The organism is Pseudomonas medicaginis (assembly GCF_965119365.1).
Taxonomy (GTDB): domain Bacteria; phylum Pseudomonadota; class Gammaproteobacteria; order Pseudomonadales; family Pseudomonadaceae; genus Aquipseudomonas.
The window spans coordinates 5,039,308-5,063,899 of the sequence record NZ_OZ221631.1 but is presented as its reverse complement, the minus strand read 5'-3'; the positions used below and the strand labels follow the sequence as shown (position 1 = coordinate 5,063,899).

21 protein-coding genes and 1 pseudogene are annotated in these 24,592 nt (G+C 63.3%); 8 read left to right on the top strand and 14 right to left on the bottom strand.

Annotated features, from left to right (window positions below):
* The first annotated feature begins 117 nt into the window (after nt 1–117).
* Nucleotides 118–1,608: an ATP-binding protein gene (locus ACMTA2_RS21985; RefSeq protein ID WP_413791753.1), complete on the top strand. Its 1,491-nt coding sequence runs from the start codon at nt 118–120 to the stop codon at nt 1,606–1,608.
* Here ACMTA2_RS21985 and ACMTA2_RS21980 read toward each other — a convergent pair.
* Entirely contained in the window at nt 1,555–4,359 is a 2,805-nt protein-coding gene (locus tag ACMTA2_RS21980; RefSeq protein WP_413791752.1) for an ATP-binding protein, read from the bottom strand. The genes ACMTA2_RS21985 and ACMTA2_RS21980 overlap by 54 nt on opposite strands.
* Before the next feature lie 360 nt (nt 4,360–4,719).
* Between ACMTA2_RS21980 and ACMTA2_RS21975 the strand changes: the two genes are divergently transcribed.
* The 7 genes from ACMTA2_RS21975 (at nt 4,720) to ACMTA2_RS21945 (ending at nt 11,526) form a co-directional block, all read left to right on the top strand.
* On the top strand, nt 4,720–5,541 hold the full coding sequence (locus ACMTA2_RS21975; RefSeq protein WP_413791751.1) for an alpha/beta fold hydrolase: 822 nt from the start codon (nt 4,720–4,722) through the stop codon (nt 5,539–5,541).
* A 132-nt stretch (nt 5,542–5,673) separates the two neighbouring features.
* Nucleotides 5,674–6,621: a LysR family transcriptional regulator gene (locus tag ACMTA2_RS21970; RefSeq protein WP_413791750.1), complete on the top strand. Its 948-nt coding sequence runs from the start codon at nt 5,674–5,676 to the stop codon at nt 6,619–6,621.
* A complete protein-coding gene (locus ACMTA2_RS21965; RefSeq protein ID WP_413791749.1) occupies nt 6,618–7,031 on the top strand; it encodes a DoxX family protein in 414 nt (137 codons plus the stop codon). The genes ACMTA2_RS21970 and ACMTA2_RS21965 overlap by 4 nt, the downstream gene beginning before the upstream one ends.
* Nucleotides 7,024–7,662, top strand: coding sequence for an antibiotic biosynthesis monooxygenase (locus tag ACMTA2_RS21960; RefSeq protein ID WP_413791748.1), 639 nt, complete (start codon nt 7,024–7,026; stop codon nt 7,660–7,662). Before ACMTA2_RS21965 ends, ACMTA2_RS21960 begins: the two co-directional genes overlap by 8 nt.
* Before the next feature lie 118 nt (nt 7,663–7,780).
* Nucleotides 7,781–9,619 carry an amidohydrolase gene (locus ACMTA2_RS21955; RefSeq protein WP_024617381.1) on the top strand — a complete coding sequence of 613 codons (1,839 nt, stop codon included), beginning with the start codon at nt 7,781–7,783 and terminating at the stop codon, nt 9,617–9,619.
* Between the two features lie 145 nt (nt 9,620–9,764).
* Nucleotides 9,765–10,394, top strand: a complete 630-nt coding sequence (ycaC, locus tag ACMTA2_RS21950) for an isochorismate family cysteine hydrolase YcaC (RefSeq protein ID WP_003203400.1) — start codon at nt 9,765–9,767, stop codon at nt 10,392–10,394.
* A gap of 250 nt (nt 10,395–10,644) precedes the next feature.
* Complete coding sequence (locus ACMTA2_RS21945) at nt 10,645–11,526, top strand: LysR family transcriptional regulator (protein WP_413791747.1); 882 nt, start codon at nt 10,645–10,647, stop codon at nt 11,524–11,526.
* Between the two features lie 72 nt (nt 11,527–11,598).
* Here the strand turns inward: ACMTA2_RS21945 and ACMTA2_RS21940 are convergent, their stop codons facing one another.
* From ACMTA2_RS21940 to nuoG, 13 genes and pseudogenes are all read right to left on the bottom strand, one after another.
* Nucleotides 11,599–12,075 carry a PA2171 family ribosome-binding persister protein gene (locus ACMTA2_RS21940; RefSeq protein ID WP_413791746.1) on the bottom strand — a complete coding sequence of 159 codons (477 nt, stop codon included), beginning with the start codon at nt 12,073–12,075 and terminating at the stop codon, nt 11,599–11,601.
* A 198-nt stretch (nt 12,076–12,273) separates the two neighbouring features.
* Nucleotides 12,274–13,383: an NAD(P)/FAD-dependent oxidoreductase gene (locus ACMTA2_RS21935; RefSeq protein ID WP_413791745.1), complete on the bottom strand. Its 1,110-nt coding sequence runs from the start codon at nt 13,381–13,383 to the stop codon at nt 12,274–12,276.
* Nucleotides 13,384–13,445: 62 nt separating this feature from the next.
* Nucleotides 13,446–13,721 (bottom strand): type II toxin-antitoxin system RelE/ParE family toxin, encoded by a 276-nt coding sequence (locus ACMTA2_RS21930; protein ID WP_413791744.1) that lies wholly within the window; start codon nt 13,719–13,721, stop codon nt 13,446–13,448.
* Nucleotides 13,721–13,993, bottom strand: a complete 273-nt coding sequence (locus ACMTA2_RS21925) for a CopG family ribbon-helix-helix protein (protein ID WP_014337668.1) — start codon at nt 13,991–13,993, stop codon at nt 13,721–13,723. Before ACMTA2_RS21925 ends, ACMTA2_RS21930 begins: the two co-directional genes overlap by 1 nt.
* A 230-nt stretch (nt 13,994–14,223) precedes the next feature.
* Nucleotides 14,224–14,439 (bottom strand): annotated as a pseudogene (locus tag ACMTA2_RS21920) (DUF2867 domain-containing protein); the annotation flags it as partial.
* A gap of 138 nt (nt 14,440–14,577) precedes the next feature.
* Nucleotides 14,578–16,041: an NADH-quinone oxidoreductase subunit NuoN gene (gene nuoN, locus ACMTA2_RS21915; protein WP_413791743.1), complete on the bottom strand. Its 1,464-nt coding sequence runs from the start codon at nt 16,039–16,041 to the stop codon at nt 14,578–14,580.
* A 7-nt stretch (nt 16,042–16,048) separates the two neighbouring features.
* Nucleotides 16,049–17,581 carry an NADH-quinone oxidoreductase subunit M gene (gene nuoM, locus ACMTA2_RS21910; RefSeq protein ID WP_053123219.1) on the bottom strand — a complete coding sequence of 511 codons (1,533 nt, stop codon included), beginning with the start codon at nt 17,579–17,581 and terminating at the stop codon, nt 16,049–16,051.
* 39 nt (nt 17,582–17,620) lie between these two features.
* Nucleotides 17,621–19,474: an NADH-quinone oxidoreductase subunit L gene (gene nuoL / locus ACMTA2_RS21905; protein ID WP_413791742.1), complete on the bottom strand. Its 1,854-nt coding sequence runs from the start codon at nt 19,472–19,474 to the stop codon at nt 17,621–17,623.
* Nucleotides 19,471–19,779, bottom strand: coding sequence for an NADH-quinone oxidoreductase subunit NuoK (gene nuoK / locus ACMTA2_RS21900; protein WP_003180046.1), 309 nt, complete (start codon nt 19,777–19,779; stop codon nt 19,471–19,473). Before nuoK ends, nuoL begins: the two co-directional genes overlap by 4 nt.
* 4 nt (nt 19,780–19,783) lie before the next feature.
* Nucleotides 19,784–20,284, bottom strand: a complete 501-nt coding sequence (nuoJ, locus tag ACMTA2_RS21895; protein WP_003180049.1) for an NADH-quinone oxidoreductase subunit J — start codon at nt 20,282–20,284, stop codon at nt 19,784–19,786.
* 9 nt (nt 20,285–20,293) lie between these two features.
* Nucleotides 20,294–20,842: an NADH-quinone oxidoreductase subunit NuoI gene (gene nuoI / locus ACMTA2_RS21890; RefSeq protein WP_003180051.1), complete on the bottom strand. Its 549-nt coding sequence runs from the start codon at nt 20,840–20,842 to the stop codon at nt 20,294–20,296.
* An 11-nt stretch (nt 20,843–20,853) separates the two neighbouring features.
* Nucleotides 20,854–21,861, bottom strand: coding sequence for an NADH-quinone oxidoreductase subunit NuoH (nuoH, locus tag ACMTA2_RS21885; protein WP_413791741.1), 1,008 nt, complete (start codon nt 21,859–21,861; stop codon nt 20,854–20,856).
* Nucleotides 21,858–24,572: an NADH-quinone oxidoreductase subunit NuoG gene (gene nuoG / locus ACMTA2_RS21880; RefSeq protein ID WP_413791740.1), complete on the bottom strand. Its 2,715-nt coding sequence runs from the start codon at nt 24,570–24,572 to the stop codon at nt 21,858–21,860. The genes nuoH and nuoG overlap by 4 nt, the downstream gene beginning before the upstream one ends.
* Nucleotides 24,573–24,592: the final 20 nt, after the last annotated feature.

Here is a 24,592-nt window from a genome sequence, read left to right as displayed (position 1 = left end):
CCTGCGCCTGCCAAGATAACGGCGAACCCCTTGGAAAGGATGCGCAGGAGCCAGGGCAGACGTGTTCGGTGATCCGCGCGCTGATGTCCGGAACGGTTATCCGGCGCTGGATCACCCATGAACAGTTTCGTCAGACCCGATAGCGAGCCGACGGTGAGCTTTGGTCCGTTTGCGTTCTACCGGCAGCAGCGGCTGGTCACCCGTGACGGTCAACCTCTCACGCTGGGCGGCCGTGCCCTGGATGTTCTGCAAGTGCTGGTGGAGCACGCCGGCCATTACGTCAGCAAGCAAACACTCATCGCCCACGTCTGGCCCGACAGCGTCGTGGAAGAAATCAACCTGCGGGTGCACATCGCGGCGCTGCGGCGGGCCTTCGCCGACGGACGGGACGGCGCTCGCTATATTCTCAACCACCCGCGACAAGGCTATTGCCTGGCGATGCCCCGGGTGGTGCAAAAGGACGCCGTGTTGTCTTTCAGTCCCCAGGCCGAGCGGCACAACCTGCCCACGCGCTTGAACCCGGTGGTCGGCCGTGACAGAGTCCTGGGCCGGTTACTGGCGCAGGTGCCCCGTCAAGCCCTGACCACCGTGACCGGTCCGGGCGGGGTCGGCAAGACCACCGTGGTGTTGCGGGTGGCGCAGCTGCTGCTCGAACATTTTGACGACGGGTGCTGGTTCGTTGACCTGGCGGGCATCAGCGATCCTGCACAAGTGATGGCGCGGGTGGCCGACACGCTGGGCCTGGCGCACGGTTCGTTGGGGCGGCGCCTTGAGCCCTGTCGCATGTTGTTGGTGCTCGACGGTTGCGAACACGTGCTCGAGGCCTGTCGGGACTTGGCCCAGGCCCTGGCCGCGGCCGCGCCGGGGGTGGCGCTGTTGTGCAGCAGCCACGAACCCCTGGCGTTGCCGGGCGAAAGAATCATGCCCCTGCCGGGCCTGGCGGTGGCGTCGCCCCTGGAACCCGAGCACCAGATCATGGCATGCCCGGCGGTGCAGTTGCTGGTCGAGCGGGTCGGCGCTCGGTTGCAAGATTTCAAGCCCCATGGCCGTGATTGGTTGATCCTGGCACAGATCTGCCAACGCCTGGATGGCTTGCCGCTGGCGCTGGAACTGGCGGCGGCTCAGGTCGACGCCTTGGGGGTGGCAGGGGTCCTCGAGCAGTTGGATTACGGTCTGTCCCTCCTGAGCCAAGGGCGGCGTACGGCGGTGCCCCGGCATCGAAGCCTCGAGGCCGTACTGGATGCCAGTGTCGAGCGTTTGAGTGCTGACGAACGGACCACCTTCTTGCGCCTGGCGGTGTTCGAGGGGCCGTTTACGCTCAGGGCGGCGCTGGCCGTGATCACCTGCGCCGAGCTGAGTGTCGGGCAATTGCCCGGGCTGCTGGCGCGGTTGGCGAGCGTTTCACTGCTGATGGTCGAACCGTTGGCCGAAGGGGGGCATTTCAGACTGCTGCACACCACTCGCGCCTATGCCATGGACAAGCTGCGGCGCAGTGGTCAATGGCCTGTGTTCCATCGGCGTTATGTGTTGCAAGGCGCGTGGGGCGCGCGTCATTCAAGGCCCCAACCGGCGAGTCAGCGTCCGGAGCAGCGCGTCGGCCTCCAATAAGTCCGGGGTGTCGAACCCCTCGCTGAAGCGACGATAGACCGGTCCGAGCAGTTCCTGGGCGGCGTGCACCTGCCCCCGGCGTTGCCACAGGCGGGCCAGGGACGTGGCGCTGCGCAGCTCCCAGGCCAGGGCCTGGTGGCGGCGGGCCACGGAATGGGCGGCCAGCAGTTGGGCTTCGGCGGCTTCTTCCAGGGACGGTTCGTTCCGGGCCAGCAAGGTTTCGGCGCCGGCCCGCAGGAGCTCAGCCGCACACCAGCCCGCGGCGCCGCTGCGGGCCCGCTCCAATTGCGCCGGGCTGACATACTCTGGGCGCAGGGTGACCGCGATGTCCTGGACCAACCCGTTTGTCGGGCTCGTCTCCAGGGGCCGGCCTTCGAATGCGCTGTCGTAAAGGCAGGCCCAGTCATGGAACAGCATCACCGAATGTTTCTTGGCCTGCTGTTTCAGCAGGTCGAGCCTTTCCCGGGCGGTTGGATAGTCGCCTGTGTAATGGGCGATCACGCAACCGGCCAGCGCCAGGGTGTAGCAGATCGAAATGCCGTGGTTGATCTGCAAGGCGATCTGCAACGCCAGGTTGGCGGTGCGCCGGGCTTTCTCGGCAAAACCTTGCAGCCAGAGGATGCGCGCCAGAATCGTCAGGGCGGCCACGCTCTGGTCGTATTGCACGCCGAAGCCGTGGCTGAAGCGGCTGAGGTGGCCACTCTGGGCCAGGCGCTGGATCACCTGTTCGGCTTCATGCCGCGCGGCGCCCTGGTCGCCCGTGAAGTGCAGCGCCAGCACCCGCAGGCGTTGGGTGCTCAAGGACAGGGGCGGGTCGCCCTGCAAACCCAACTGGTCGAAATCCAGGCTGTGTTCCAGGGCCTGTTGGTAGTTGCCGCAACTGAGGTCGACGGTCATTTGCCCGGACACGGCGCGCAGCTCACTGGCCCGGTCCTGGCATTGCCGGGCCAGTTGCCGGGCGGTGGCGAAGGCACGGACCGTGGCCGCCGTGCCGCCCTCGGTGTGGTAGTTGAAACTGGCGTGGGCCAGCTCCAAGGCCAAGGTCAGGCGTGGGCATGGCGAGGGGCTGGTCCGCAGCAATTGCAGCGCCTTGTTGACATAGAGGCCGTGCTCCTTGAGCAGCGACAGCTCCTGCCAGAGGGGCAGGGTGCGAGCGGTCAGCCGGATCGCGACGGCGTGGGAGCCCTGCGGGCCCAGGCCTCGGTCGAGGGCCGCGCGGATGTCGTCGCGGTAGTCGGCGTAGCGAGCGATCCACAATCGGGTGGGGGTGTTTTCCCAGTCGCTTTCCGCTCGTCCCATGAGTGCCAGGCAGCGCTCGGCATGACGCTCCTGGCTGGCCGCCAGTTCCCCGGCTTTGGCCAGTTGCTCCAAGGCATAACGGCGGGTGGTATCCAGCAGGCGATAACGCACTTCTTCATCGCCGATCTCGACGTTGAGCAACGATTTGGCGACCAACTGGCTGACCGACACCAGCACCTGGTCGGGCGCGACATGCTGGCCGACGATCACCGCGGCGGCCGAGGCCAGGTTGAAACTGCCCATGAACACCGCCAGCCGCCGCAGGCAGGTTTGTTCACAGGTCGTGAGCAACGCGAAGCTCCAGTCCAGCGTGGCGCGCAGGGTCTGTTGGCGCGGTACGGCGTCGGTGTCGTTGTGGAGCAGGGCGACGCTGTCTTGCAGTTGCCGGTGAAGGGCTTCGAGGGTGAAGCGACCGAGTTGTCCGGCGGCCAGCTCGATGGCCAAGGGAATGCCGTCCAGCCGTTGGCAGATGTCGATCACCAACGGCACCTCGCGGTCGGTCAGTTCGAAGTCGTCACGGCTGGCCATCGCCCGCTCGGCAAACAGTTGCAGCGCCGGGTATTCCAGGGCGGGATAACCTTCGATGGGCATCTCCCGGGGGGGAAATGCCAGGGCGTCCAGGCGCTGCACGTGTTCGCCTTCGGCGCGCAAACCTTCGCGGCTGGTGGCCAGGATGTGCAGGTGAGGGGCGCCACGCAGCAAGGTTTCGCTGAGTTGCGCGATGGCGTCGATCAGGTGCTCGCAGTTATCGATCACCAGCAGCAGATGCCGTTCCCTGAGCTGCCGGGCAATGGCGTCCAGCGGATCACCGTCCTGCTGGGGCAGGTCGAGCAATGCGCACAGGTTGGGGGCGATCATGGCCGCGTCGTTGAGTGATGCCAGGTCCAGCAGGTGGGTGCCGTCACGGTAGTGGCCGATCAGCCGTTCAGCGACCCGCAGGGCAACGGTGGTCTTGCCGATGCCGCCGGTGCCGACCAGGGTAATGAAGCGTTTTCGCGGTAGCTGGGCCACCAGGTTTTCCACCAGGGCCTGGCGGCCGATCAGGCGCGTGCGCTGCAGCGGCAGGTTGCGCGCCAGGGACGGGTGGGGGATGTGCGCCAATGGCGCGCGGAGTTCGAATGACAGGGGGGCGACAAAACTGTAGCCGCGCTGCGCCACGGTGACGATGTAGCGCTGTCCGGCCTGGCCATCTCCGAGGGCCTTGCGCAGGGCCGCGACGTGCACGCGCAGGTTGGTGTCTTCCACCACGCTCCTGGGCCAGACCCGGGCGATCAGTTGCTGCTTGCTCACCACCTCGCCTGCGTGTTCGAGCAACACCAGCAGAATTTCCACGGCGCGCCGTCCCAGGCGCAACGGTTGCTCGCCCTCCAGTACCAGGCGCTGGCGCGGATGGACTCGGTAAGGGCCGAAATGCACCGTCTGGTCGACGGGCAGGCTGGGGGATTGGCTCATGGTGCTCTCAATGTTCTGGGCCCGATACCTGGGCTTTACCCGAGCATATTCCTCAGGTTTGGCTTCAAGCGCAACGGCGCAGGCTTCCCAGCCAGGCACAGATCTCTGTGGCGAGGGGATTTATCCCCGCTGGGCTGCGCGGCAGCCCCAAAAGCGACATGTCGGTGTGTCAGGCTGACTGGATTTGGGTTTTGGGGGGCCGCTTCGCAGCCCAACGGGGATAAATCCCCTCGCCACAAAAGCCGTCTCCATCCGGGTTTTCAACATCATCGTCCCGAAAAAATTAACAACGTTTAACTCACGCCCCGGCCGCCTCTGACCGGACCATGAAGCCATCCACTCACCTCAAGGATTCATGGCATGAGTACCTTTATCACCCGCGACGGCACCGAGATCTACTACAAGGATTGGGGAAGCGGACAACCGGTGGTCTTCAGCCACGGCTGGCCATTGAACTCGGACAGTTGGGAGGCGCAAATGCTGTTCCTGGCGTCCAACGGTTACCGGGTGATTGCCCATGACCGCCGTGGGCACGGGCGTTCCAGCCAGCCTTGGGATGGCAACGACATGGACACCTACGCCGATGACCTGGCCGAACTGATCGAGCGCCTGGACTTGAAGGACGCGGTGTTGCTGGGTTTCTCCACTGGCGGTGGCGAAGTGGCGCGCTACATCGGGCGCCATGGCGCTGCCCGTGTCGCCAAGCTCGGTCTGATTTCGGCGGTGACGCCGTTGATGGTCAGGACCGCGGCCAACCCTGGCGGCTTGCCCATCGAAGTCTTCGACGGTTTCCGCCAGGCCTCCCTGGCCGACCGTTCTCAGCTATACAAAGATGTGGCCAGTGCGTTCTTCGGCGCCAACCGTCCGGGCGCCAAAGTCTCCCAAGGCATGATCGACTGGTTCTGGATGCAGGGCATGCTCGCCGGCCACAAGAACACCTACGACTGTATCAAGGCGTTCTCGGAGACTGATCTTTCCGAAGACCTGCGCAACATCGACGTGCCGACCCTGGTGGTCCATGGCGATGACGACCAGGTGGTCCCCATCGAAGCCGCTGGCATCGCCGCCGCCAAATTGCTGAAGAACTCGCAGTTGCTGGTGTACCCGGGCGCGCCCCATGGCCTGACCGACACTCACAAGGACCGGCTGAACGCGGACCTGCTGGCGTTCATCCAGGGTTGATCAAGCCATGAAACTGTGGGAGCGGGCTTGCTCGCGAAAGCGGTGGGTCAGTTGGCACTTATGTCGAATGTGCCACCGCATTCGCGAGCAAGCCCGCTCCCACAGGATTGGCACTCAACAGGAACAACACCCATGAACCGCAACGATTTACGCCGTCTCGACATGAACCTGCTGGTGATCTTCGAGGCGCTGATGTTCGAGAAAAACCTGACCCGCGTCGCTGAAAAGTTGTTCATGGGCCAACCGGCGGTGAGCGCGGCGCTGGGGCGACTGCGGGATCTGTTCGATGATCCGTTGCTGATCCGTCACGGTCGCGGCATGGAACCCACGCCACGGGCCCTGGCGATCCTGCAAGAATTGCAACCGGCCATGGACACCATCTCCGGGGCGGTCAGCCGGGCCAAGGCGTTCGATCCATCCACCAGTTGCGACGTGTTTCGCATCGGTCTGTCCGACGATGCCGAGTTCGGCCTGTTTCCGCCGCTGCTGAGCCAACTGCGCGAAGAAGCACCGGGGATCATCGTGGTGGTGCGCCGGGCCAATTTCCTGTTGATGTCGTCGCTGCTGGCCAGCGGTGAAATCAGCGTGGGTGTCAGCTACACCACCGATTTGCCGGCCAATGCCAAGCGCAAGAAGCTGCGGGACATCCCTTGCAAGGTCTTGCGCGGCGACAAGCACCCGGGGCCGCTGACCCTGGACGAGTACTGCTCGCGGCCCCACGCCATGGTTTCGTTCTCGGGCGACCTGAGCGGCAACATCGACCTGGACCTGGCCCGCATCGGCCGGACCCGCAAAGTGGTGCTGGCGGTGCCGCAATTCAGCGGTCTGCGGGCCTTGCTGGCCGGCACCGAGCTGATCGCCACCGTGCCCGACTATGCCGCCTGCGCGCTGGTGGAAGGCTGCGCGTTGCGCGCCGAAGACCCGCCGTACGAGATCAATGCCGCCGAACTGTCGATGGTCTGGAGCGGTGTGCATGACAACGACCCGGCCGAACGCTGGCTGCGCTCGCGCATTGCCAGCCACATGTCTCAACCGCTGCCGGCTGCCGCCTCGGCCGCCCCGGACGGAGTCCACCGATGAACATGACCGATGAGCGCCCGTTGCAGGATCTGGGCTTGCTGTTCCTGCGCCTCAGTGGCGCGCTGTTTTTGCTGTGGGTCCACGGGCTGCCGAAGCTGTTGCACTACAGCGTCGAGCTGACCCGGATCGAAGACCCGTTTCACCTCGGTGCGGCGCCGACCCTGATCCTGGCGATCTTCGCCGAGGTGCTGTGCCCATTGCTGATCATGGCCGGTGTCCTGGTGCGCCTGGCGTGTCTGCCCATCCTGTTTCTGCTGGCCGTGGCGCTGCTGGTGGTGCACCCGCAGTGGAGCCTGGAAGAAGGGCAGTTCGGTTGGTTGCTGCTGATCATATTTACCAGCGTATTCATTGCCGGGCCCGGGCGCCTGGCGGTGAACACGCGTTTTGTTGGAGTGCTTCGCCATGTCTGAATCTCAAACCATCGGCTCCCCTGCGAGCCCGGCCAAACCCGGCTTCGACGAAATCGTCACCCTGGTGGTCAAGCACCGGATCAAGGCCGGCCAGGATGCGGCCTACGAGGCTTGGTTACGGCGCATCGTAAGCGTGGCCGGTCAGTGGCCAGGGCACCTGGGCGTGGACGTGGTCCGGGGCAAGCGGGGCGGATTATCGCTGTTCACCTGTGTGCTGCGGTTCTGCTCCACCGAGGCCATGCAACGCTGGCTCGACTCCCCCGAGCGCCGCGAGTTGGTGGAAGAAGCCGCGCCGCTGCTGGCCGACGGCGACCAGACCGAAGTCGCGCCGCACAAGGAATTCTGGTTCGCCCCGCTGGCCGATGCCGCCACACCGCCACCGCGTTGGAAGCAGTCGGTGGTGACGCTGTTGGTGATCCTGCCGCACACCCTGCTGGTGCCGCTGATCTGGGGGCCGTTGCTGCAACTCAATGCGTTTCTTTCCAACTACGTGGTGGCGACGTTCCTGATCACCCTGACCATCGTGCTTTCGGTGGTGTACGTGTTCATGCCGCTGGCGACTCGATTGTTCGCACCCTGGATGGAAGCTTCGAAGGCCCACGAACACTTGGAGCCCGGCCATGGCCAATAACGACGATCCAACCGATCCGCTGCGCCGCCAACTCTTGGCCGCTGGGTCCTTACTCAGCGCGGCGGCGGCTTTCTGGCCACGTCTATCCCTTGCCTCTACTCATTCAGAAGGAAATCCGATGAACGCCGATCTGATTCTATTCAATGGTCAATTCCATACCGTCGACCGCGAGAAACCCCGCGCCAGTGCGGTCGCCATCAGCCAAGGGCGCTTCGTTGCGGTCGGCACCGACGCCGAGGCCATGGCCTTGCGCGGCAGTGGTACCCAGGTCATCGACCTCAAGGGCCGCACGGTCATTCCCGGGCTCAACGACTCGCACTTGCACCTGATTCGCGGTGGCCTGAACTACAACCTGGAACTGCGCTGGGAAGGCGTGCCGTCCCTGGCCGATGCCTTGCGCATGCTCAAGGACCAGGCCGACCGCACGCCAACGCCGCAATGGGTGCGCGTGGTGGGGGGCTGGAACGAATTCCAGTTCGCCGAAAAACGCATGCCGACCCTGGAAGAACTCAACCAGGCGGCCCCCGATACGCCGGTGTTCGTGTTGCACCTGTATGACCGCGCCTTGCTCAACCGCGCCGCGCTGCGGGTCGCCGGCTACACCCGTGACACGCCGAACCCGCCGGGTGGTGAGATCGTCCGTGACAGCAAGGGCGAGCCCACTGGCATGCTGGTGGCGCGGCCCAATGCGATGATCCTGTATTCGACGCTGGCGAAAGGGCCGAAGCTGCCACTGGAGTACCAGGTCAATTCCACTCGCCAGTTCATGCGTGAACTCAATCGCCTGGGCCTGACCAGTGCAATCGATGCCGGGGGCGGCTTCCAGAACTACCCGGACGACTACGCGGTGATCGAGCAATTGGCCCGCGAGCAGCAGTTGACGGTGCGCATCGCCTACAACCTGTTCACCCAGAAGCCCAAGGAAGAACTCAGCGACTTCAAGAACTGGACCGGCAGCGTCAAGCTGCACCAGGGCGATGACTTCCTGCGGCACAACGGTGCCGGGGAAATGCTGGTGTTCTCGGCGGCGGATTTCGAGGACTTCCTCGAGCCTCGCCCGGACCTGCCGCCGGGCATGGAGCAGGACCTGGAACCGGTGGTCCGGCACCTGGTGGAGCAGCGTTGGCCGTTCCGCCTGCATGCCACCTATGACGAATCCATCAGTCGCATGCTCGACGTGTTCGAGAAGGTCAACCGCGATATTCCGTTCAATGGCCTGCCGTGGTTTTTCGACCATGCCGAGACCATCACGCCGAAGAACATCGAGCGGGTTCGGGCGTTGGGCGGCGGGATTGCGATCCAGGATCGCATGGCCTTCCAGGGTGAATACTTCGTCGACCGCTACGGCGCCAAGGCCGCCGAAGCCACGCCGCCGATCAAGCGCATGCTCGCCGAAGGCGTGCCGGTGGGCGCCGGCACCGATGCCACCCGCGTCTCCAGCTATAACCCCTGGACCTCGCTGTACTGGATGGTCAGCGGCCGCACCGTCGGTGGCCTGTCGTTGCACGAAGAGGGCTTGCCGCGCCTGACCGCTCTGGAACTGTTCACCCACGGCAGCGCCTGGTTCTCGTCGGAGCAGGGCAAGAAAGGCCAGATCAAGGTCGGCCAATTGGCGGACCTGGCGGCCCTGAGCGCGGATTTCTTCAGCGTCGAGGAAGAGGCCATCAAGTGGATCGAGTCGGTGCTGACGGTGGTCGACGGCAAAGTGGTCTATGCCGCTGGCGATTTCGAGAAACTCGGCCCGGCCAGCGTCCCGGTGTTGCCGGACTGGTCGCCGGTGGTCAAGGTCCCGGGCCACTGGCGCCCGACCTCACCGTTGCAGGCCCAGGTCCATCAGTGCAGCGGCCCCTGCACGGTGCATGCCCACAGCCATGAGCGCGCACGCCTGTCGAACGTCCCGGTCAGCGATTTCCAAGGCTTCTGGGGCGCGTTTGGCTGCTCCTGCTTCGCCTTCTAACTAACGCACCGATTCTTTCCTGTGGGAGCGAGCTTGCTCGCGATGGCGGCGGAACATTCAACGTCGCCGCCGCCTGACACTCCGCTATCGCGAGCAAGCTCGCTCCCACAAGGTTTTGTAGCATCCATCCCAAAGGAGTCATCCCATGAGCAACGTTCCCGCCTACAACCGCCTGAACAAAGACGACGCAGTGGTCCTGCTGGTCGATCACCAGACTGGCCTGATCTCCCTGGTCCAGGACTTTTCGCCCAACGAGTTCAAGAACAACGTCCTGGCCTTGGCTGACCTGGCGAAGTTCTTCGAACTGCCGACCATCCTGACCACCAGCTTCGAAAAAGGCCCTAACGGTCCGATCGTGCCGGAGCTCAAGGAAATGTTCCCGGACGCGCCGTACATCCCGCGTCCAGGCCAGATCAACGCCTGGGACAACGAAGATTTCGTCAAGGCGATCAAGGCCACCGGCCGCAAGCAACTGATCATCGCTGGCGTGGTGACCGATGTTTGCGTGGCGTTCCCGACCTTGTCGGCGTTGGCTGAAGGTTTCGACGTGTTCGTCGTGACCGACGCCTCGGGTACGTTCAACGAAACCGTGCAACAGGCCGCCTGGGTCCGCATGACCGCTGCCGGCGCGCAGATGATGAACTGGTTCTCGGTGGCCTGTGAGCTGCACCGCGACTGGCGCAACGACATCGAAGGCCTGGGCAACCTGCTGTCCCAGCGCATTCCGAACTACCGCAACCTGATGAACAGCTACTCGGCGCTGACGGCCAAGTAAGTAGTTTCCTGGCTGAACAGGTGCCCGCCAATGTGCGGGCATCTTTTTGTCTGGTCAATGACCCCTTGTGGCGAGGGGATTTATCCCCGTTGGGCTGCGCAGCGGCCCTGAAATAGGCTAACCGGGTGTGTCAGAATGTTCACATGATTAATTATTGGGGCTGCTGCGCAGCCCAGCGGGGATAAATCCCCTCGCCACAGGTTTGTATTGGGCCTGGATGTTTAAATAAAGCCTCACCCCAGGAATGACAATGAACCCCTTCGAAGACATGCGCATTTTCGTCCAGGTCATGGAGTCGGGCAGCTTCACTGCGGCGGCCGACAAGCTCGGGCTGTCCAAGCAATTCGTCAGCCGCAAGCTGATGGAACTGGAACAGCGCCTGGGCGTGCGCCTGCTCAATCGTTCGACACGGCGCCTGGACATCACGCCCTTGGGCCAGCGTTACTACGAGTCGGCGCTGCGCTTGCTCAGCGAAGTCGAGCAGGTGGAGCAGGGCATCAGCGGCCAGACCGATGCGCCCCGCGGCACCATTCGCCTCAGCGCACCGCTGTCCTTCGCCATGGCGCATCTGGGGAGCTTGTTGCCGCTGTTCCTGCAACGCTACCCCGACGTCAGCGTCGAGGTGGACCTGAGCGACCGCTCGGTGGACCTGCTGGGGGAGGGCTACGACCTGGCGCTGCGCATCGGCGTGCTGGAGGATTCAACGCTGATAGCCCGGCGCATCGCGACCATCGAGCGGGTGTATTGCGCCAGCCCCGTCTACCTGGCACAAAAAGGCACACCCGCGAGGCCTGAAGACCTGCGCAATCACGACTGCTTGCCCTATGGCCACAGCCGCCAGGTGCAGTGGCGTTTCGCGGGGACCGGCAAACCGTTGACCCTGGAGGTCACGGGACGCATGCGCGCCAATAACGGCGAACTGCTCAGGGACGCGGCCATCGCCGGCATGGGTATCACTTACCTGCCCACCTTCATCCTCGGCGATGCGCTGAAAGACGGTCGGTTGACCCAGGTGCTGGCGGGGTACCAGACCGAGCCACTGACGCTGTCGGCAGTCTATCCGCAACATCGGCAGGGCTCACGCCCGGTACAGGCGCTGGTGGAGTTCCTGCGGGAACAGATGCACCGGTGATTCGCAGGGTGGAATCAGGGCCGGAACGACGTTCAGCCGTCCGGGGACGGCTGAAGCATTTTGAAGCGAGAATCAGGCGGCGAGGTTGGCGCTGCCCAGTTCCTTCTTGTACTGCGCTTTCATGGTTTCCATTTCTGCGCCCAGGGCATCCAGCTTGGCCTTGCCCAAGACTTTCTTCGCCTGCGGGAACATCTCCTTTTCTTCCTCTTCGATGTGGTGCTCAAGCAGTTCCTTGACCACTTTCACCCGGCCCGCGAATTCAGGCTGGGACGGATCGGTGGTTTTCAGGTCCGGCAGCACCAGCGAGTCGACGGTGCGATGCTCTTCCTTGGCCTCGTAGTACATTTCCGCTTCGTCCTTGCCACCCGCTTGCTTGAAGGCCGGATACAGGATCTCTTCTTCCAGGCGGGTGTGGATGGTCACTTCCATTTCCAGTTTCGCCAACAGATCGGTGCGTTTCTTGATGGCGCGATCAGTGGATTCGCTCAATTGGGTCAGAATCGCTTTCACGCGTTCATGGTCGGCTTTCAACAGGTCGATGGCGTTCATCGGTAGCTCCTCGGCAATACACGGATGCGGGCAGGCTTGGAAACGCCGGCGCCGCGTAAGAGCTTGATTGCATCAGTTGTGCCAGCCGAGCAGCGATTTAAAACTCTTTAAAAACAAAGAGTTGAGACGATTAAAATTTCATGCGTCGTGCAAGCTGCATGAGCGGGGCGCAAAACGCGTTGCACTTTGCGCTGGTGGCTAGATATTTTCGATTTGTTGTCGGACTCGGCTGGCGATGGCCAGGCAGGATGTCAGCCCCGGCGACTCGATCCCGAGCAGGTTGATCAACCCTGGCACCCGGTGTTCGGCCTCGCTGCTGATGACAAAGTCGCGGGCCGGCTCGCCGGGGGCGGAGATCTTCGGGCGGATGCCGCTGTACGCCGGTTGCAGGCTCTGGTCCGGCAGGCCCGGCCAATAATTGCGGATCGCCGGGTAAAACGCCTCGGCCCGGGCCGGATCCACTCGGTAGTCCTCGCAGTCGACCCATTGGGTGTCCGGGCCGAAACGCGCCTGGCCTGCTAAATCGAGCGTCATGTGGATGCCCAGGCCAGCAGCTTCCGGTGCGGGATAGACCAAATGGCGGAACGGTGCTCGCCCGGCAAGGCTGAAGTAGTTGCCCTTGCACAAAAAGTCCTGGGGTACCGATTGCCTCTCCAGGCCATCGATGCGGCGGGCGAGGGGCGGTGCCTGGAGGCCCGCGGCGTTGATCAGCAGGCGACAGGACAGGGTCATCTGCGCCGTGCCGCCCAACTCCAGCATGAACCCTCCAGTGATGAGGCGAGCGCCCAATAAAGGCGTATGGAAAGCAATGTTCGCCCCGGCCGCTTCGGCGTCGCCCAGTAAGGCCAGCATCAGCGCGTGGGAATCGACGATACCGGTGGAAGGCGAATACAGCGCGGCGACACAGGCCAGGGCCGGTTCCAATGCCTGCGCCTGTTCTTGGTCGAGCAGGCGCAGGTCGTCCAGGCCGTTCATCAAGCCCCGCTCAAGCAATGTTTCGAGTCCCCCCACCTGCGCCTGATCCGTGGCAACGATCAACTTGCCGAGCCGGCGGGTGGCGACGCCGTGGCTTTCACAATAGGCGTACAGCCGGTGCCGGCCTTCGACGCACAGCTGCGCCTTGAGACTGCCCGGCGGATAATAGATGCCCGCATGGATGACTTCGGAGTTGCGCGAGCTGATGCCCATGCCGATGGCTTCGGCGGCTTCGATCAGCAGCACTTCATGGCCGGCACGCGCCATTTCCCGTGCCACGGCAAGGCCGACGACGCCCGCGCCGACCACCACGCATTCGATATCGACGCTCATCCTACCGGTCGTCGAATGAAAAAAGATTCTGCGTGACGGCAGTCAGTCCGTTCGAGCCCAAGTCATCGATCCTCACGTGTGTGCCACAGGCGTAGCAGGTAAAGGGTGGAACCGGCTATTTCATAGCGCATTTCGTAGCGCCCCACTTGGATTCTGCGCACGTCTCGAGGTTCGAACTCTTCCAGGCGTTCACCAATGCGCGGGTTGGCCAGCAGAGAGGTCGGCGCGGCCGTGAGTTGTTGCACTGTTCGCGCGGCTGCGGGTTGATTCACCGCCGCCAGAAATTCATAAAGTCGAGCAATGTCGGAAACAGCCTTGCTGGTCCACTTCAACTCCATCAGCGCGGTACCGGTAACGGGGCGTCGGTGCTGAGACTATCGGCCCAAGCCTGGACAGCCTGGTGGTCAATCACTCGGCCAGCGTCAACGTCGGCCAAGGCCTCATGGGTCAGGCGGCTTCGCTCCTCCTCCTGCTCGATCCAGGCAGATAGCGCTTGTTTGACGATCCAGTTCCTGGAGCGCTCAAGGCGCTCGGCCATCAGGTCTACTTTTTCGGCCAGGTGCACCGGAACGTGAGCTGTGACGGACCGGGTTTTCGCGGTGGTTGTCATGGTGGATTTCTCTTAGGCAATTGCCAGTACAAGCCAGTCTTCTGAGCAACCGCTTCCGGGGCTACTTACTACCGGTGATTAATACCGAGTCTATATTCAGCGAAATGATTAAGAATGAATAATATTGGAGCGTCAAGCACTCCGTTCGTAACCGCTCCGGATACTCAAAAGCATGTCGGAACATGCGCAGGTAGTGCAAAGCTGCCTCGAGATCGCTCACGCTCTCAGCCTTAGGGGCAGGTAGCCTGAGGCCAACCGACACGCGCTGCACGCAGGAGGCTGGCTTTGACGACCATGCGGTGAAAGGGGGCAATAACGAAGATGTAGGCCCGGCCTAGACGGTTGTGGCACTGGACCACGGTTGAAAGAACCAGTTGGCGACTGCCTTCTGGCTCTGCCTCTTCAGAACACAGGATCGATATCCGGAAGTCGAGGTGCTTCTCGTCGGGGCATCGGGGATCTCTCCTGAGTTCTAGCTACCAATTCGTGCCACTGGCCTGCGGCGCTAAAGGTGTTTCCCTTACGCATAAAAAAACGGCACCCAAAGGTGCCGTTTCTATTTTCTACGAGCTACCGCTACACGATCAGCCCATCAGACCTGCTTGCTGAACCAGGGTCAGCAACGGCTGCGGGTACACGCCGAGGAAGAACGCCAGTACGGCGATGGCCAGCAGCATCACGCCGCCTGCCTTCTGTTCCCAGTGCAACTCGGCGTCGTGGCGACGCAGGTTCGGTTCCATCAGGTACAGGGTGACCATGACGCGCAGATAGTAGAACACGCCGATGGCACTGCCCAGCACCAGGGAGCCGACCAGCCACCATTGGTGAGCCTCGACGCCGGTGGCGATGATGTAGAACTTGCCGATGAAGCCGGCGGTCAGCGGGATGCCGGCCAGGGACAGCATCATCACGGTCAGCACGGCGGTCAGGTACGGACGGCGCCAGAACAGGCCGCGGTATTCGTACAGGGCGTCGGCGTCGCGGCCGTTGTAAGGCGAGGACATCAGGGTGATCACGCCGAACGCGCCGAGGCTGGTGATCACGTAGGTGACCAGGTACACGCCGATGGCTTCCACGGCCAGGCCTTTGCTGGCGATCAGGGCGATCAGCAGGTAGCCGAAGTGGGCAATGGACGAGTAACCCAGCAGACGCTTGAGGTTGCTCTGGGTCAGCGCCAGCAGGTTACCGAACAGGATCGACGCGATGGCGATGATAGTCAGTACGTTGCTCAGCACACCACTGCTGGCCACTGGCGAGATCTGGAACAGACGCACCATGACCGCGAACACCGCCACTTTCGACGCGGTGGCCAGGAATGCCGCCACTGGCGCCGGGGCGCCTTCGTAGACGTCCGGGGTCCAGAGGTGGAAGGGCACCAGCGACAGCTTGAACGCCAGGCCGATCAGCATCATGCCCAGGCCCAGTTGCGCGATCGGGCTAGGCAGGCCGGTGGCCGCCAGGGCCTGGCCGATGCCGACGAAGCTCAGGGTGCCGGCTTCGGCGTAGAGCAGGGCCATGCCGAACAACAGGAACGCGGAACCGGCCGCCGACAGCACCATGTACTTGATGCCGGCTTCCAGGGAGCGCTTGTTGAAGAAGGCGTAGGCCACCAGGCCGTAGACCGGTACCGACAGCAGTTCCAGGCCGATGAACAGGCTGGCCAGGTGCTGCGAGCTGACCAGCACCAGGCCACCGGCGGCGGCCATCAGGATCAGCAGGTACAGTTCTTCGCGGTTGCCCGGGTAACCCGAACCGCCATCGCCGAGGTAGGCGTGGGCGAGGGTGACGCAGGCCAGGGTGGCCACCAGGATCAACGCCATGTAGAGGCAGGCGAAGCTGTCGACCTGCATCAGCGGCGTGACCGCCAGGGGCGCGACTTTCAGGGCCGGCAAGATCGACAGCAAGGCCAGGTTCAGCCCCGCCACCGACAGCAGGAAGGTCTGCGAGTGATTGCGCCGCCAGGCGATTGCCAGCATCACCACGATGATCGTGGCGCTGGTGATCAACAGCGGCGCAAGCGCGATAAAGTGTTGAATCGTGAATTCCATAGCGCTCTTACCGGGCCGAAGCGAGTTGAGAGAAGGCGGTGCCGAGCCACTGCTGCACGCCATGCATCGTGGCGGCAGAGGTGTCGAGGAACGGTTGCGGGTACACGCCGAGGTAAACCAGCAGCACCGCAAGGCCGAGCACCATGATCAGTTCGCGACCGTCCATGCCGCGCAACACTTCATCCGACTTGGCCGGACCGAAGTAGGCGCGGTGGATCATGATCAGCGAGTAGACCGAACCGAACACCAGGCCGGAGGTGGCAATCGCCGTGATCCATGGTGCGCTGACGAACGAGCCGATCAGGATCAGGAACTCGCCGACGAAGTTGCCGGTGCCCGGCAGGCCCAGGGAGGCCGCCGCAAAGAACAGGCTGATGGCCGGCAGGTAGGCGATGCGCGACCAGATGCCGCCCATTTCACGCATGTCCCGGGTGTGCAGGCGCTCGTACAACTGGCCGCTGAGGATAAACAGTGCGGCGGCCGAGAGGCCGTGGGCGAGCATCTGGATCACCGCGCCTTGCAGGGCCAGTTGGCTGCCGGAGTAGATCCCGATCAGCACGAAGCCCATGTGCGAAACGCTGGAGAAGGCGATCAGGCGCTTGATGTCGGTCTGGGCGAACGCCAGGAACGCACCGTAGAAAATCCCGATCAGGCCCAGGGTCATGGCAATCGGCGCGAACTCGGCCGAGGCATTGGGGAACAGCGGCAGGGCGAAGCGCAACAGTCCGTAGGCCGCCGTCTTCAACAAGATACCCGCCAGGTCCACGGAACCGGCAGTCGGCGCCTGGGCGTGGGCGTCCGGCAGCCAGGAGTGGAACGGCACCACCGGCAGCTTCACCGCGAAGGCGATGAAGAAACCGAGCATCAGCACGTACTCGGTGGTCTTGGACATCTGCACTTTCAACAGGTCGGCGTAGTTGAAAGTGATCACGCCGGTGTTGTTGAAGTTGACCAGCACCAGGCCAAGGATCGCCACCAACATGATCAGGCCGGAAGCCTGGGTGAAGATGAAGAACTTGGTCGCCGCGTAGATCCGGGTCTTCTTGCCGTCCGAAGAACTGTGACCCCAGAGCGCGATGAGGAAGTACATCGGCACCAGCATCATTTCCCAGAAGAAGAAGAACATGAACAGGTCCAGCGCCAGGAACACGCCGACGACACCGCCCAGGATCCACATCAGGTTCAGGTGGAAGAACCCGACGTGACGCTGGATCTCTTTCCAGGAGCAGAGGACCGAGAGGATACCCAGCAGGCCGGTCAGCAGGATCATCAACAGCGACAGGCCGTCGAGGGCCAGGTGCACGCTGATGCCGAAGCGCGCGATCCAGGCATGCTTGAATTCAAGCGCCCAGGTTGGATCGGCGCCAGGAGCCGGGGCAAATGAATAGTCGCCGGTCGCCCACAGCCAGAGGCCGAGCGCGAGTTCCAGGGACATGGTCAGCAGCGCAATCCAGCGCGGGAGCGTGGAGCTGGAGCGCTCCGCGATCCAGCACAGCAGGCCGCCGATGAAGGGGATCAGGATTAGCCAGGGCAGAATCATGACGGGCTCGTTTCCTTTCGCAAGTTCGCAAGGTTCATATCAGACCGCTACCAGCACGATGGCGCCGATAACCAGCACGGCGCCAGCCGCCATGGAAGCCGCATACCAACGCAGTTGACCGGTCTCGGTACGGCTCAGGGCAGTGTGGCCGCCCTTGGCCATGCGCGGGATCAGGCCAATGGTCTGGTCGAGCGGGTCTTTGCGCAGAATGTGGCTGATCGCAAGGTATGGCTTGACGAACAGTTTGTCGTAGATCCAGTCGAAGCCCCAGGCGGCGAACCACCAGGCCGAAAGGAATCGCCCGATGCCGCTGTTGGCGATGGCGGTGACGAAGCGACGCTTGCCCAGGAACAGCAGGGCGGCCAGCAGGATACCCGCCAGGGCGATGGCACCCGAGGCGATTTCCAGGCTGTGCTTGGCTTCGCCGCCGGCATGGCCGACGCTTTGCGGCAGTACATCGGCCAGCGGTGGGGTGATCAGGGCGCCGACGAAGGTCGACAGCACGATCAGCACCGACAGGGGCAGCCAGTGGGCAATGCCGTGGCCGGCGTGGGCTTCGGTCTTGGCTTCACCGTGGAACGCGATGAAGATCAGGCGGAAGGTGTACAGCGAGGTCATGAACGCACCCACCAGGCCCGCGTAGAGCAGACCCTGGTTACCGCTGGCGAACGCTTCCCAGAGGATCTCGTCCTTGGAGTAGAAACCGGCGGTGACCAGTGGCAGGGCCGCCAGGGCCGCGCCGCCGACGATGAAGCTGGCGTAGGCCAACGGCAGTTTCTTCCACAGGCCGCCCATCTTGAAGATGTTCTGCTCGTGGTGGCAGGCCACGATCACCGCACCGGAAGCCAGGAACAGCAGCGCCTTGAAGAAGGCGTGGGTCATCAGGTGGAAGATCGCGCCTTCCCAGGCACCGACGCCCAGGGCCAGGAACATGTAGCCGATCTGGCTCATGGTCGAGTAGGCGAGGATGCGCTTGATGTCGGTTTGTACCAGCGCGGCAAAACCGGCCAGCACCAGGGTCACACCGCCGACGATGCCGACCAGGTGCAGGATGTCCGGCGCCAGGGCGAACAGACCGTGGGTACGGGCGATCAGGTAGACACCGGCGGTCACCATGGTGGCGGCGTGGATCAGTGCCGAGACCGGAGTAGGGCCGGCCATCGCGTCCGCCAACCAGGTTTGCAGCGGCAGTTGCGCGGACTTACCGACGGCACCGCCCAGCAACATCAGGGTCGCCAGCACGATCCAGAAGTCACCGGCCTTGAAGTGCTCGGGGGCCTTGACCAGCAGTTCCTGGATATTCAGCGTGCCCAGTTGCTGGAACAGGATGAACAGGCCGATGGCCATGAACACGTCGCCGATCCGGGTGACGATGAACGCCTTGAGTGCGGCGTTCCCGTTGTTGCGGTTGCTGTAGTAGAAACCGATCAACAGGTACGAGCACAGGCCCACGCCTTCCCAGCCGAAGTACAGGAACAACAGGTTATCGCCGAGCACCAGGAACAGCATGCTGGCGATGAACAGGTTGGTGTAGGCGAAGAAGCGCGAATAACCGGCTTCACCGCGCATGTACCAGGAGGCGAACAGGTGGATCAGGAAACCCACGCCGACCACCACGCCGAGCATGGTGACCGACAGGCCGTCCAGGTACAGGGCGAAGTTCGGCGTGAAGCCTTCCACGGCCATCCAGCGCCACAGCACCTGCACGTACGCGCCACCTTCCGGTGGGGCGACGTTGAATTGCCAGATCACATAGGCCGTGACGATGGCAGACAGGCCGATGGAGCCCACGCCCACCAGGGCCGACAGGTTTTCCGACCAGCGTCCACGAGAGAACGACAGCAGCAGGAAACCGATGAGGGGGAATACGAAAGTCAGAAAGATCAGGTTCATCCGCGCATCTCGCTGGCAGCGTCGATATCGAGAGTGTGGAAGCGGCGATACAGCTGCAACAGGATCGCCAGGCCGATACTGGCCTCGGCGGCTGCCAGGCTGATCACCAGGATGAACATGATCTGTCCATCCGGCTGCGCCCAGCGAGCGCCCGCGACGATGAAGGCCAGGGCGGAGGCATTCATCATGACCTCCAGGCTCATCAGCACGAACAGAATGTTGCGGCGGACCATCAGGCCGACCAGACCGAGACAGAACAGGATGCCGGCAACCGCCAGACCATGCTCGAGAGGGATAGCAGGCATGTGATTACTCCTTCGCCTCGTTACGGCCCAAATGGAACGCCGTGACGGCTGCGGCAAGCAGCAACATCGAGGCGAGTTCGACCACCAGCAGGTACGGGCCGAACAGGCTGATGCCCACGGCCTTGGCACCTACGGTGGTGTGGCCGATGGCCTGGCCGCTCTGGTGAGCGAACAGCACATACAGCAGTTCACCCAGCAGCAGGGCGGACAGGATCACCGGCCCGGCCCAGATGCCGGGCTTGAGCCAGGAGCGTTCCTGCTGGACCGCGGCCGGGCCGAGGTTGAGCATCATCACCACGAACACGAACAGCACCATGATGGCGCCGGCGTAGGCGATCACTTCCAGGGCACCGGCGAACGGTGCGCCGAGGGCGAAGAAGGTCATGGCCACGGCGATCAGCGAAATGATCAGGTAGAGCAGGGCGTGCACGGGGTTGGTGTTGGTGACCACACGAAGCGTGGACACCACCGCGATACCCGATGCGAAATAGAAAGCGAATTCCATCTTTCTTCCTTAAGGCAGCAAGCTCTTCACGTTGATCGGTTCGGCTTCGTTCTGCGCGGCGCCTTTTGGCTTACCGGCAATGGCCATACCTGCAACACGATAGAAGTTGTAATCAGGGTTTTTACCGGGACCGGAAATCAGCAGATCTTCTTTCTCGTACACCAGGTCCTGACGTTTGAACTCGGCCATTTCGAAATCCGGCGTGAGCTGGATCGCGGTGGTCGGGCACGCTTCCTCGCAGAGGCCGCAGAAAATGCAGCGCGAGAAGTTGATGCGGAAGAAGTCCGGGTACCAGCGACCGTCTTCGGTTTCAGCTTTCTGCAGCGAGATGCACCCCACCGGGCACGCCACGGCGCACAGGTTGCAGGCCACGCAGCGTTCTTCGCCGTCGGGGTCGCGGGTCAGGACGATGCGGCCACGATAGCGCGGCGCCAGGTAGACCGGCTCTTCCGGGTATTGCAGGGTGTCGCGCTTGCGAAAGCCATGGCCGAAGATCATGACCAGGCTTCGCAGTTGGGTACCGGTACCCTTAACGATGTCGCCAATATATTTGAACATGGGTCAAATCCTCACTGAACCGCGGCCGCAGGCGCGTTCATCAAAACGATCGCAGCGGTCACCAGCATGTTGATCAGGGTCAGCGGCAGGCAGAATTTCCAGCTGAAGTCCATCACCTGGTCGTAGCGTGGGCGCGGGATCGAGGCGCGCAGCAGGACGAACAGCATGATGAAGAACGCGGTCTTCAGGGCGAACCAGACGAAGGACAGTTGCGGCAGGATGCCGAACGGACCGTGCCAGCCACCGAAAAACAGCGTCACCAGCAGCGCCGAGATCAGGATGATGCCGATGTATTCACCGACGAAGAACATGCCCCATTTCATGCCGGCATATTCAATGTGGTAACCGTCGGCCAGTTCCTGCTCCGCTTCCGGCTGGTCGAAGGGGTGACGGTGAGTCACGGCCACGCCCGCGATGAAGAAAGTACAGAAACCGAAGAACTGCGGAATGATGAACCACAGGTTCTGCGCCTGGTACTCGACGATGTCGCGCATGTTGAACGAGCCGGCCTGGATCACGATGCCCATGAGCGCCAGGCCCATGAACACTTCGTAGGACACGGTCTGGGCCGAGGCCCGCAGGCTGCCCAGCAGGGCGAACTTGTTGTTGCTCGACCAGCCGGCGAACAGCACCGCATACACCGACATGCCAGCCATGGCGAAGAAGAACAGCAGGCCGATGTTCAGGTCCGCCACGCCCCAGGTCGGGGTGATCGGGATGATCGCGAACGCAATCAGCAAGGCGCTCATGGCCACGACCGGTGCCAGGGTGAAGATCACCTTGTCGGCAAACGGGGGTGTCCAGTCTTCCTTGAAGAACATCTTGATCATGTCGGCGGCGATCTGGAACATGCCGAACGGGCCGACACGGTTCGGACCGTAGCGGTCCTGCCACCAGCCCAGCAGGCGACGTTCGACGAAGCTCAGCAACGCGCCGCAGACCACCACGGCCAGCAGGATCACGATGGCCTTGAGGACCGTCAGGATCACATCGATCACTTCAGGGGTGAACCAGCTCATTGCGCTGCCTCCTGCAGACCGTCGACGGTTTTGCCGAAAATCGCCGGTGGAATACCCGCCAGGCCGGCCGGCAGGGCCACCAGGCCGGCGCCCAGTTCTTCATTGATGCGCAGCGGCAGGCGCAAGGTCTGGCCCGCCACGTTCAGGCTCAGCAGGGCGCCGTCGTTGACGCCCAGGCGGTCGGCTTCGGACTTGGCCAGCGACACGTAGGCGGCCGGGATGCGTTCCTGCACCGGTGCAGCCTTGGAAGAGTTCTCTTCGCTGCCGAACAGGTGATGGAATGGCACGACCTGCCAGGTGCCCGGCGCCGGGTTGAAGGCGCGTGGCACGCTGGCGAACCAGCTCAGGCCATCGCCCTGGCTTTCGATCAGGCGGGTGCCCGGGTCACCGGCACGCAGGTGACCACCGACTTCGTCCTGGAACTTGTTCCAGGCTTGCGGCGAGTTCCAGCCCGGCGACCAGGCGAACGGCACTTGCGAGCGCGGTTCGGCGGAGCCCGAGTAACCTTCCATGGAGAAGGCGAACGCGGTGTCCTTGTCCTGGGACGTACGGGGTTCGTGGACGCTGATGTTGGCGCGCATCGCGGTGCGACCGGAGTAGCGCAGCGGTTCGCGCGCCAGCTTCAGGCCCTTGATGCGGAACGCGGCCGATGGCGCGGCGTCGACGATGCGAGCCAGTTGCGGGCTGCTCGAAGCGACGGCGGCGGTGACATGGTCCAGTTGCGTCCAGTCGATCGGCTGGTCCAGCAGGGTGGCGCGCAGGGCATGCAGCCAGCGCCAGCCTTCGTGGACCAGGATGCTGGCGTCCAGGTAAGTCGGGTCGAAGACCTGGAAGAAGCGCTGGGCGCGACCTTCCTGGCTGACCAGCGTACCGTCGCCTTCGGCGAAGCTCGCCGCTGGCAGCACCAGGTGGGCACGGTCGGTGGTGGCGGTTTTCTGGTGGTCGGCGACGATCACCACTTTCGCGGCGTTCAGGGCGGCGTCCACCCGGGCCTTGTCGGTGCGGGTGTAGAGGTCGTTTTCCAGCACCACGATGGCGTCGGCGCTGCCGTCGATCACCGCTTGCAGGGCCGCGTCCACCGATTCGCCACCGAGCATGGCCAGGCCGAGGCTGTTGGCTTCCGGCACGATCAGGCTGATGGAACCGTTCTTCTCCCGCAGCTTCAAGGCCTTGGCAATGTTGGCGGCGGCTTCGATCAAGGCTTTGGAACCCAGGGAGGTGCCAGCAATGACCAAGGGGCGCTTGGCCGCCAGCAGGGCGTCGGCGATGCGTTGGGCGAGGGCGGCCGCTTCGCTGTCCAGGCCTTCGACGGCCGGGGCGCTGGCGTCCAGGGCGTGGGCCACGGCGAAACCGATGCGGGCCAGGTCGTCCGGAGCGGCGTGGACGCATTCTTCGGCCACGTCGTCGAGCTTGGTTTCAGCGAGGCTGGCGATGAACAGTGGGTTTAGCGCGTCCTGGCCGATGTTCTTCACGGCGGCGTCGAGCCATGGCTGTACGCGCATGGCATCGGCCATGTCCTCGGCCTTGCCCTTGACCGACTGGCGCAGGGCCAGGGCCATGCGGGCGGCGGTCTGGGTCAGGTCTTCGCCAAGGACGAACACCGCGTCGTGGTCTTCGATGTCGCGCATCGTCGGCACGGGCAGCGGGCTGTCCTTGAGCACTTGCAGCACCAGGCGGATGCGTTCCAGCTCACCGGCCTCGATGCCACTGTAGAAGTGCTCGGCGCCCACCAGCTCACGCAGGGCGTAGTTGCTTTCCAGGCTGGCTCGTGGCGAACCGATGCCGACGATGTTGCGACCGCGCAGCAGTTCGGCGGCCTTGTCCAGCGCTTCGTCCAGGCTCAGCTTGGCACCGCCTGCCAGCAGCGGTTGGCGTGGCCGATCCTTGCGGTTGACGTAGCCATAGCCGAAACGGCCACGGTCACACAGGAAGTACTGGTTGACCGAACCGTTGAAGCGGTTTTCGATGCGACGCAGTTCACCGTAGCGCTCGCCCGGGGAGATGTTGCAGCCGCTGGAGCAGCCATGGCAGATGCTCGGCGAGAACTGCATGTCCCACTTGCGGTTGTAACGCTCAGAGTGAGTCTTGTCGGTGAACACACCGGTCGGGCAGACCTCGGTGAGGTTGCCGGAGAACTCGCTTTCCAGGGTGCCGTCTTCAACGCGGCCGAAGTACACGTTGTCGTGGGCGCCGAATACGCCCAGGTCGGTGCCGCCGGCGTAGTCCTTGTAGAAACGCACGCAGCGGTAGCAAGCGATGCAGCGGTTCATCTCGTGGGAGATGAACGGGCCCAATTGCTGGTTCTGGTGGGTGCGCTTGGTGAAGCGATAACGGCGCTCGTTGTGGCCGGTCATCACGGTCATGTCTTGCAGGTGGCAGTGGCCGCCTTCCTCACAGACCGGGCAGTCGTGAGGGTGGTTGGTCATCAGCCATTCGACGACGCTGGCGCGAAACACTTTCGCTTCTTCGTCGTCGATGGAGATCCAGCTGCCGTCGGTGGCGGGGGTCATGCAGGACATGACGATCCGACCACGCTTGTCGTTTTCGTCGGTGTACTGCTTGACCGCGCACTGGCGACAAGCGCCAACGCTGCCAAGGGCGGGGTGCCAGCAGAAATAAGGGATGTCGAGGCCCAGCGACAGACATGCCTGTAACAGGTTGTCTGCGCCATCGACTTCGAGCTCTTTGCCGTCTACGTGGATAGTGGCCATGGTTCAAAGTTCTTCGTTGG

Coding starts and splice junctions, on each gene's coding strand:
- ACMTA2_RS21985 (WP_413791753.1), top strand. CDS start 118: ATGAACAGTTTCGTCAGACCCGATAGCGAGCCGACGGTGAGCTTTGGT.
- ACMTA2_RS21980 (WP_413791752.1), bottom strand. CDS start 4,359: ATGAGCCAATCCCCCAGCCTGCCCGTCGACCAGACGGTGCATTTCGGC.
- ACMTA2_RS21975 (WP_413791751.1), top strand. CDS start 4,720: ATGAGTACCTTTATCACCCGCGACGGCACCGAGATCTACTACAAGGAT.
- ACMTA2_RS21970 (WP_413791750.1), top strand. CDS start 5,674: ATGAACCGCAACGATTTACGCCGTCTCGACATGAACCTGCTGGTGATC.
- ACMTA2_RS21965 (WP_413791749.1), top strand. CDS start 6,618: ATGAACATGACCGATGAGCGCCCGTTGCAGGATCTGGGCTTGCTGTTC.
- ACMTA2_RS21960 (WP_413791748.1), top strand. CDS start 7,024: ATGTCTGAATCTCAAACCATCGGCTCCCCTGCGAGCCCGGCCAAACCC.
- ACMTA2_RS21955 (WP_024617381.1), top strand. CDS start 7,781: ATGAACGCCGATCTGATTCTATTCAATGGTCAATTCCATACCGTCGAC.
- ycaC (WP_003203400.1), top strand. CDS start 9,765: ATGAGCAACGTTCCCGCCTACAACCGCCTGAACAAAGACGACGCAGTG.
- ACMTA2_RS21945 (WP_413791747.1), top strand. CDS start 10,645: ATGAACCCCTTCGAAGACATGCGCATTTTCGTCCAGGTCATGGAGTCG.
- ACMTA2_RS21940 (WP_413791746.1), bottom strand. CDS start 12,075: ATGAACGCCATCGACCTGTTGAAAGCCGACCATGAACGCGTGAAAGCG.
- ACMTA2_RS21935 (WP_413791745.1), bottom strand. CDS start 13,383: ATGAGCGTCGATATCGAATGCGTGGTGGTCGGCGCGGGCGTCGTCGGC.
- ACMTA2_RS21930 (WP_413791744.1), bottom strand. CDS start 13,721: ATGGAGTTGAAGTGGACCAGCAAGGCTGTTTCCGACATTGCTCGACTT.
- ACMTA2_RS21925 (WP_014337668.1), bottom strand. CDS start 13,993: ATGACAACCACCGCGAAAACCCGGTCCGTCACAGCTCACGTTCCGGTG.
- nuoN (WP_413791743.1), bottom strand. CDS start 16,041: ATGGAATTCACGATTCAACACTTTATCGCGCTTGCGCCGCTGTTGATC.
- nuoM (WP_053123219.1), bottom strand. CDS start 17,581: ATGATTCTGCCCTGGCTAATCCTGATCCCCTTCATCGGCGGCCTGCTG.
- nuoL (WP_413791742.1), bottom strand. CDS start 19,474: ATGAACCTGATCTTTCTGACTTTCGTATTCCCCCTCATCGGTTTCCTG.
- nuoK (WP_003180046.1), bottom strand. CDS start 19,779: ATGCCTGCTATCCCTCTCGAGCATGGTCTGGCGGTTGCCGGCATCCTG.
- nuoJ (WP_003180049.1), bottom strand. CDS start 20,284: ATGGAATTCGCTTTCTATTTCGCATCGGGTATCGCGGTGGTGTCCACG.
- nuoI (WP_003180051.1), bottom strand. CDS start 20,842: ATGTTCAAATATATTGGCGACATCGTTAAGGGTACCGGTACCCAACTG.
- nuoH (WP_413791741.1), bottom strand. CDS start 21,861: ATGAGCTGGTTCACCCCTGAAGTGATCGATGTGATCCTGACGGTCCTC.
- nuoG (WP_413791740.1), bottom strand. CDS start 24,572: ATGGCCACTATCCACGTAGACGGCAAAGAGCTCGAAGTCGATGGCGCA.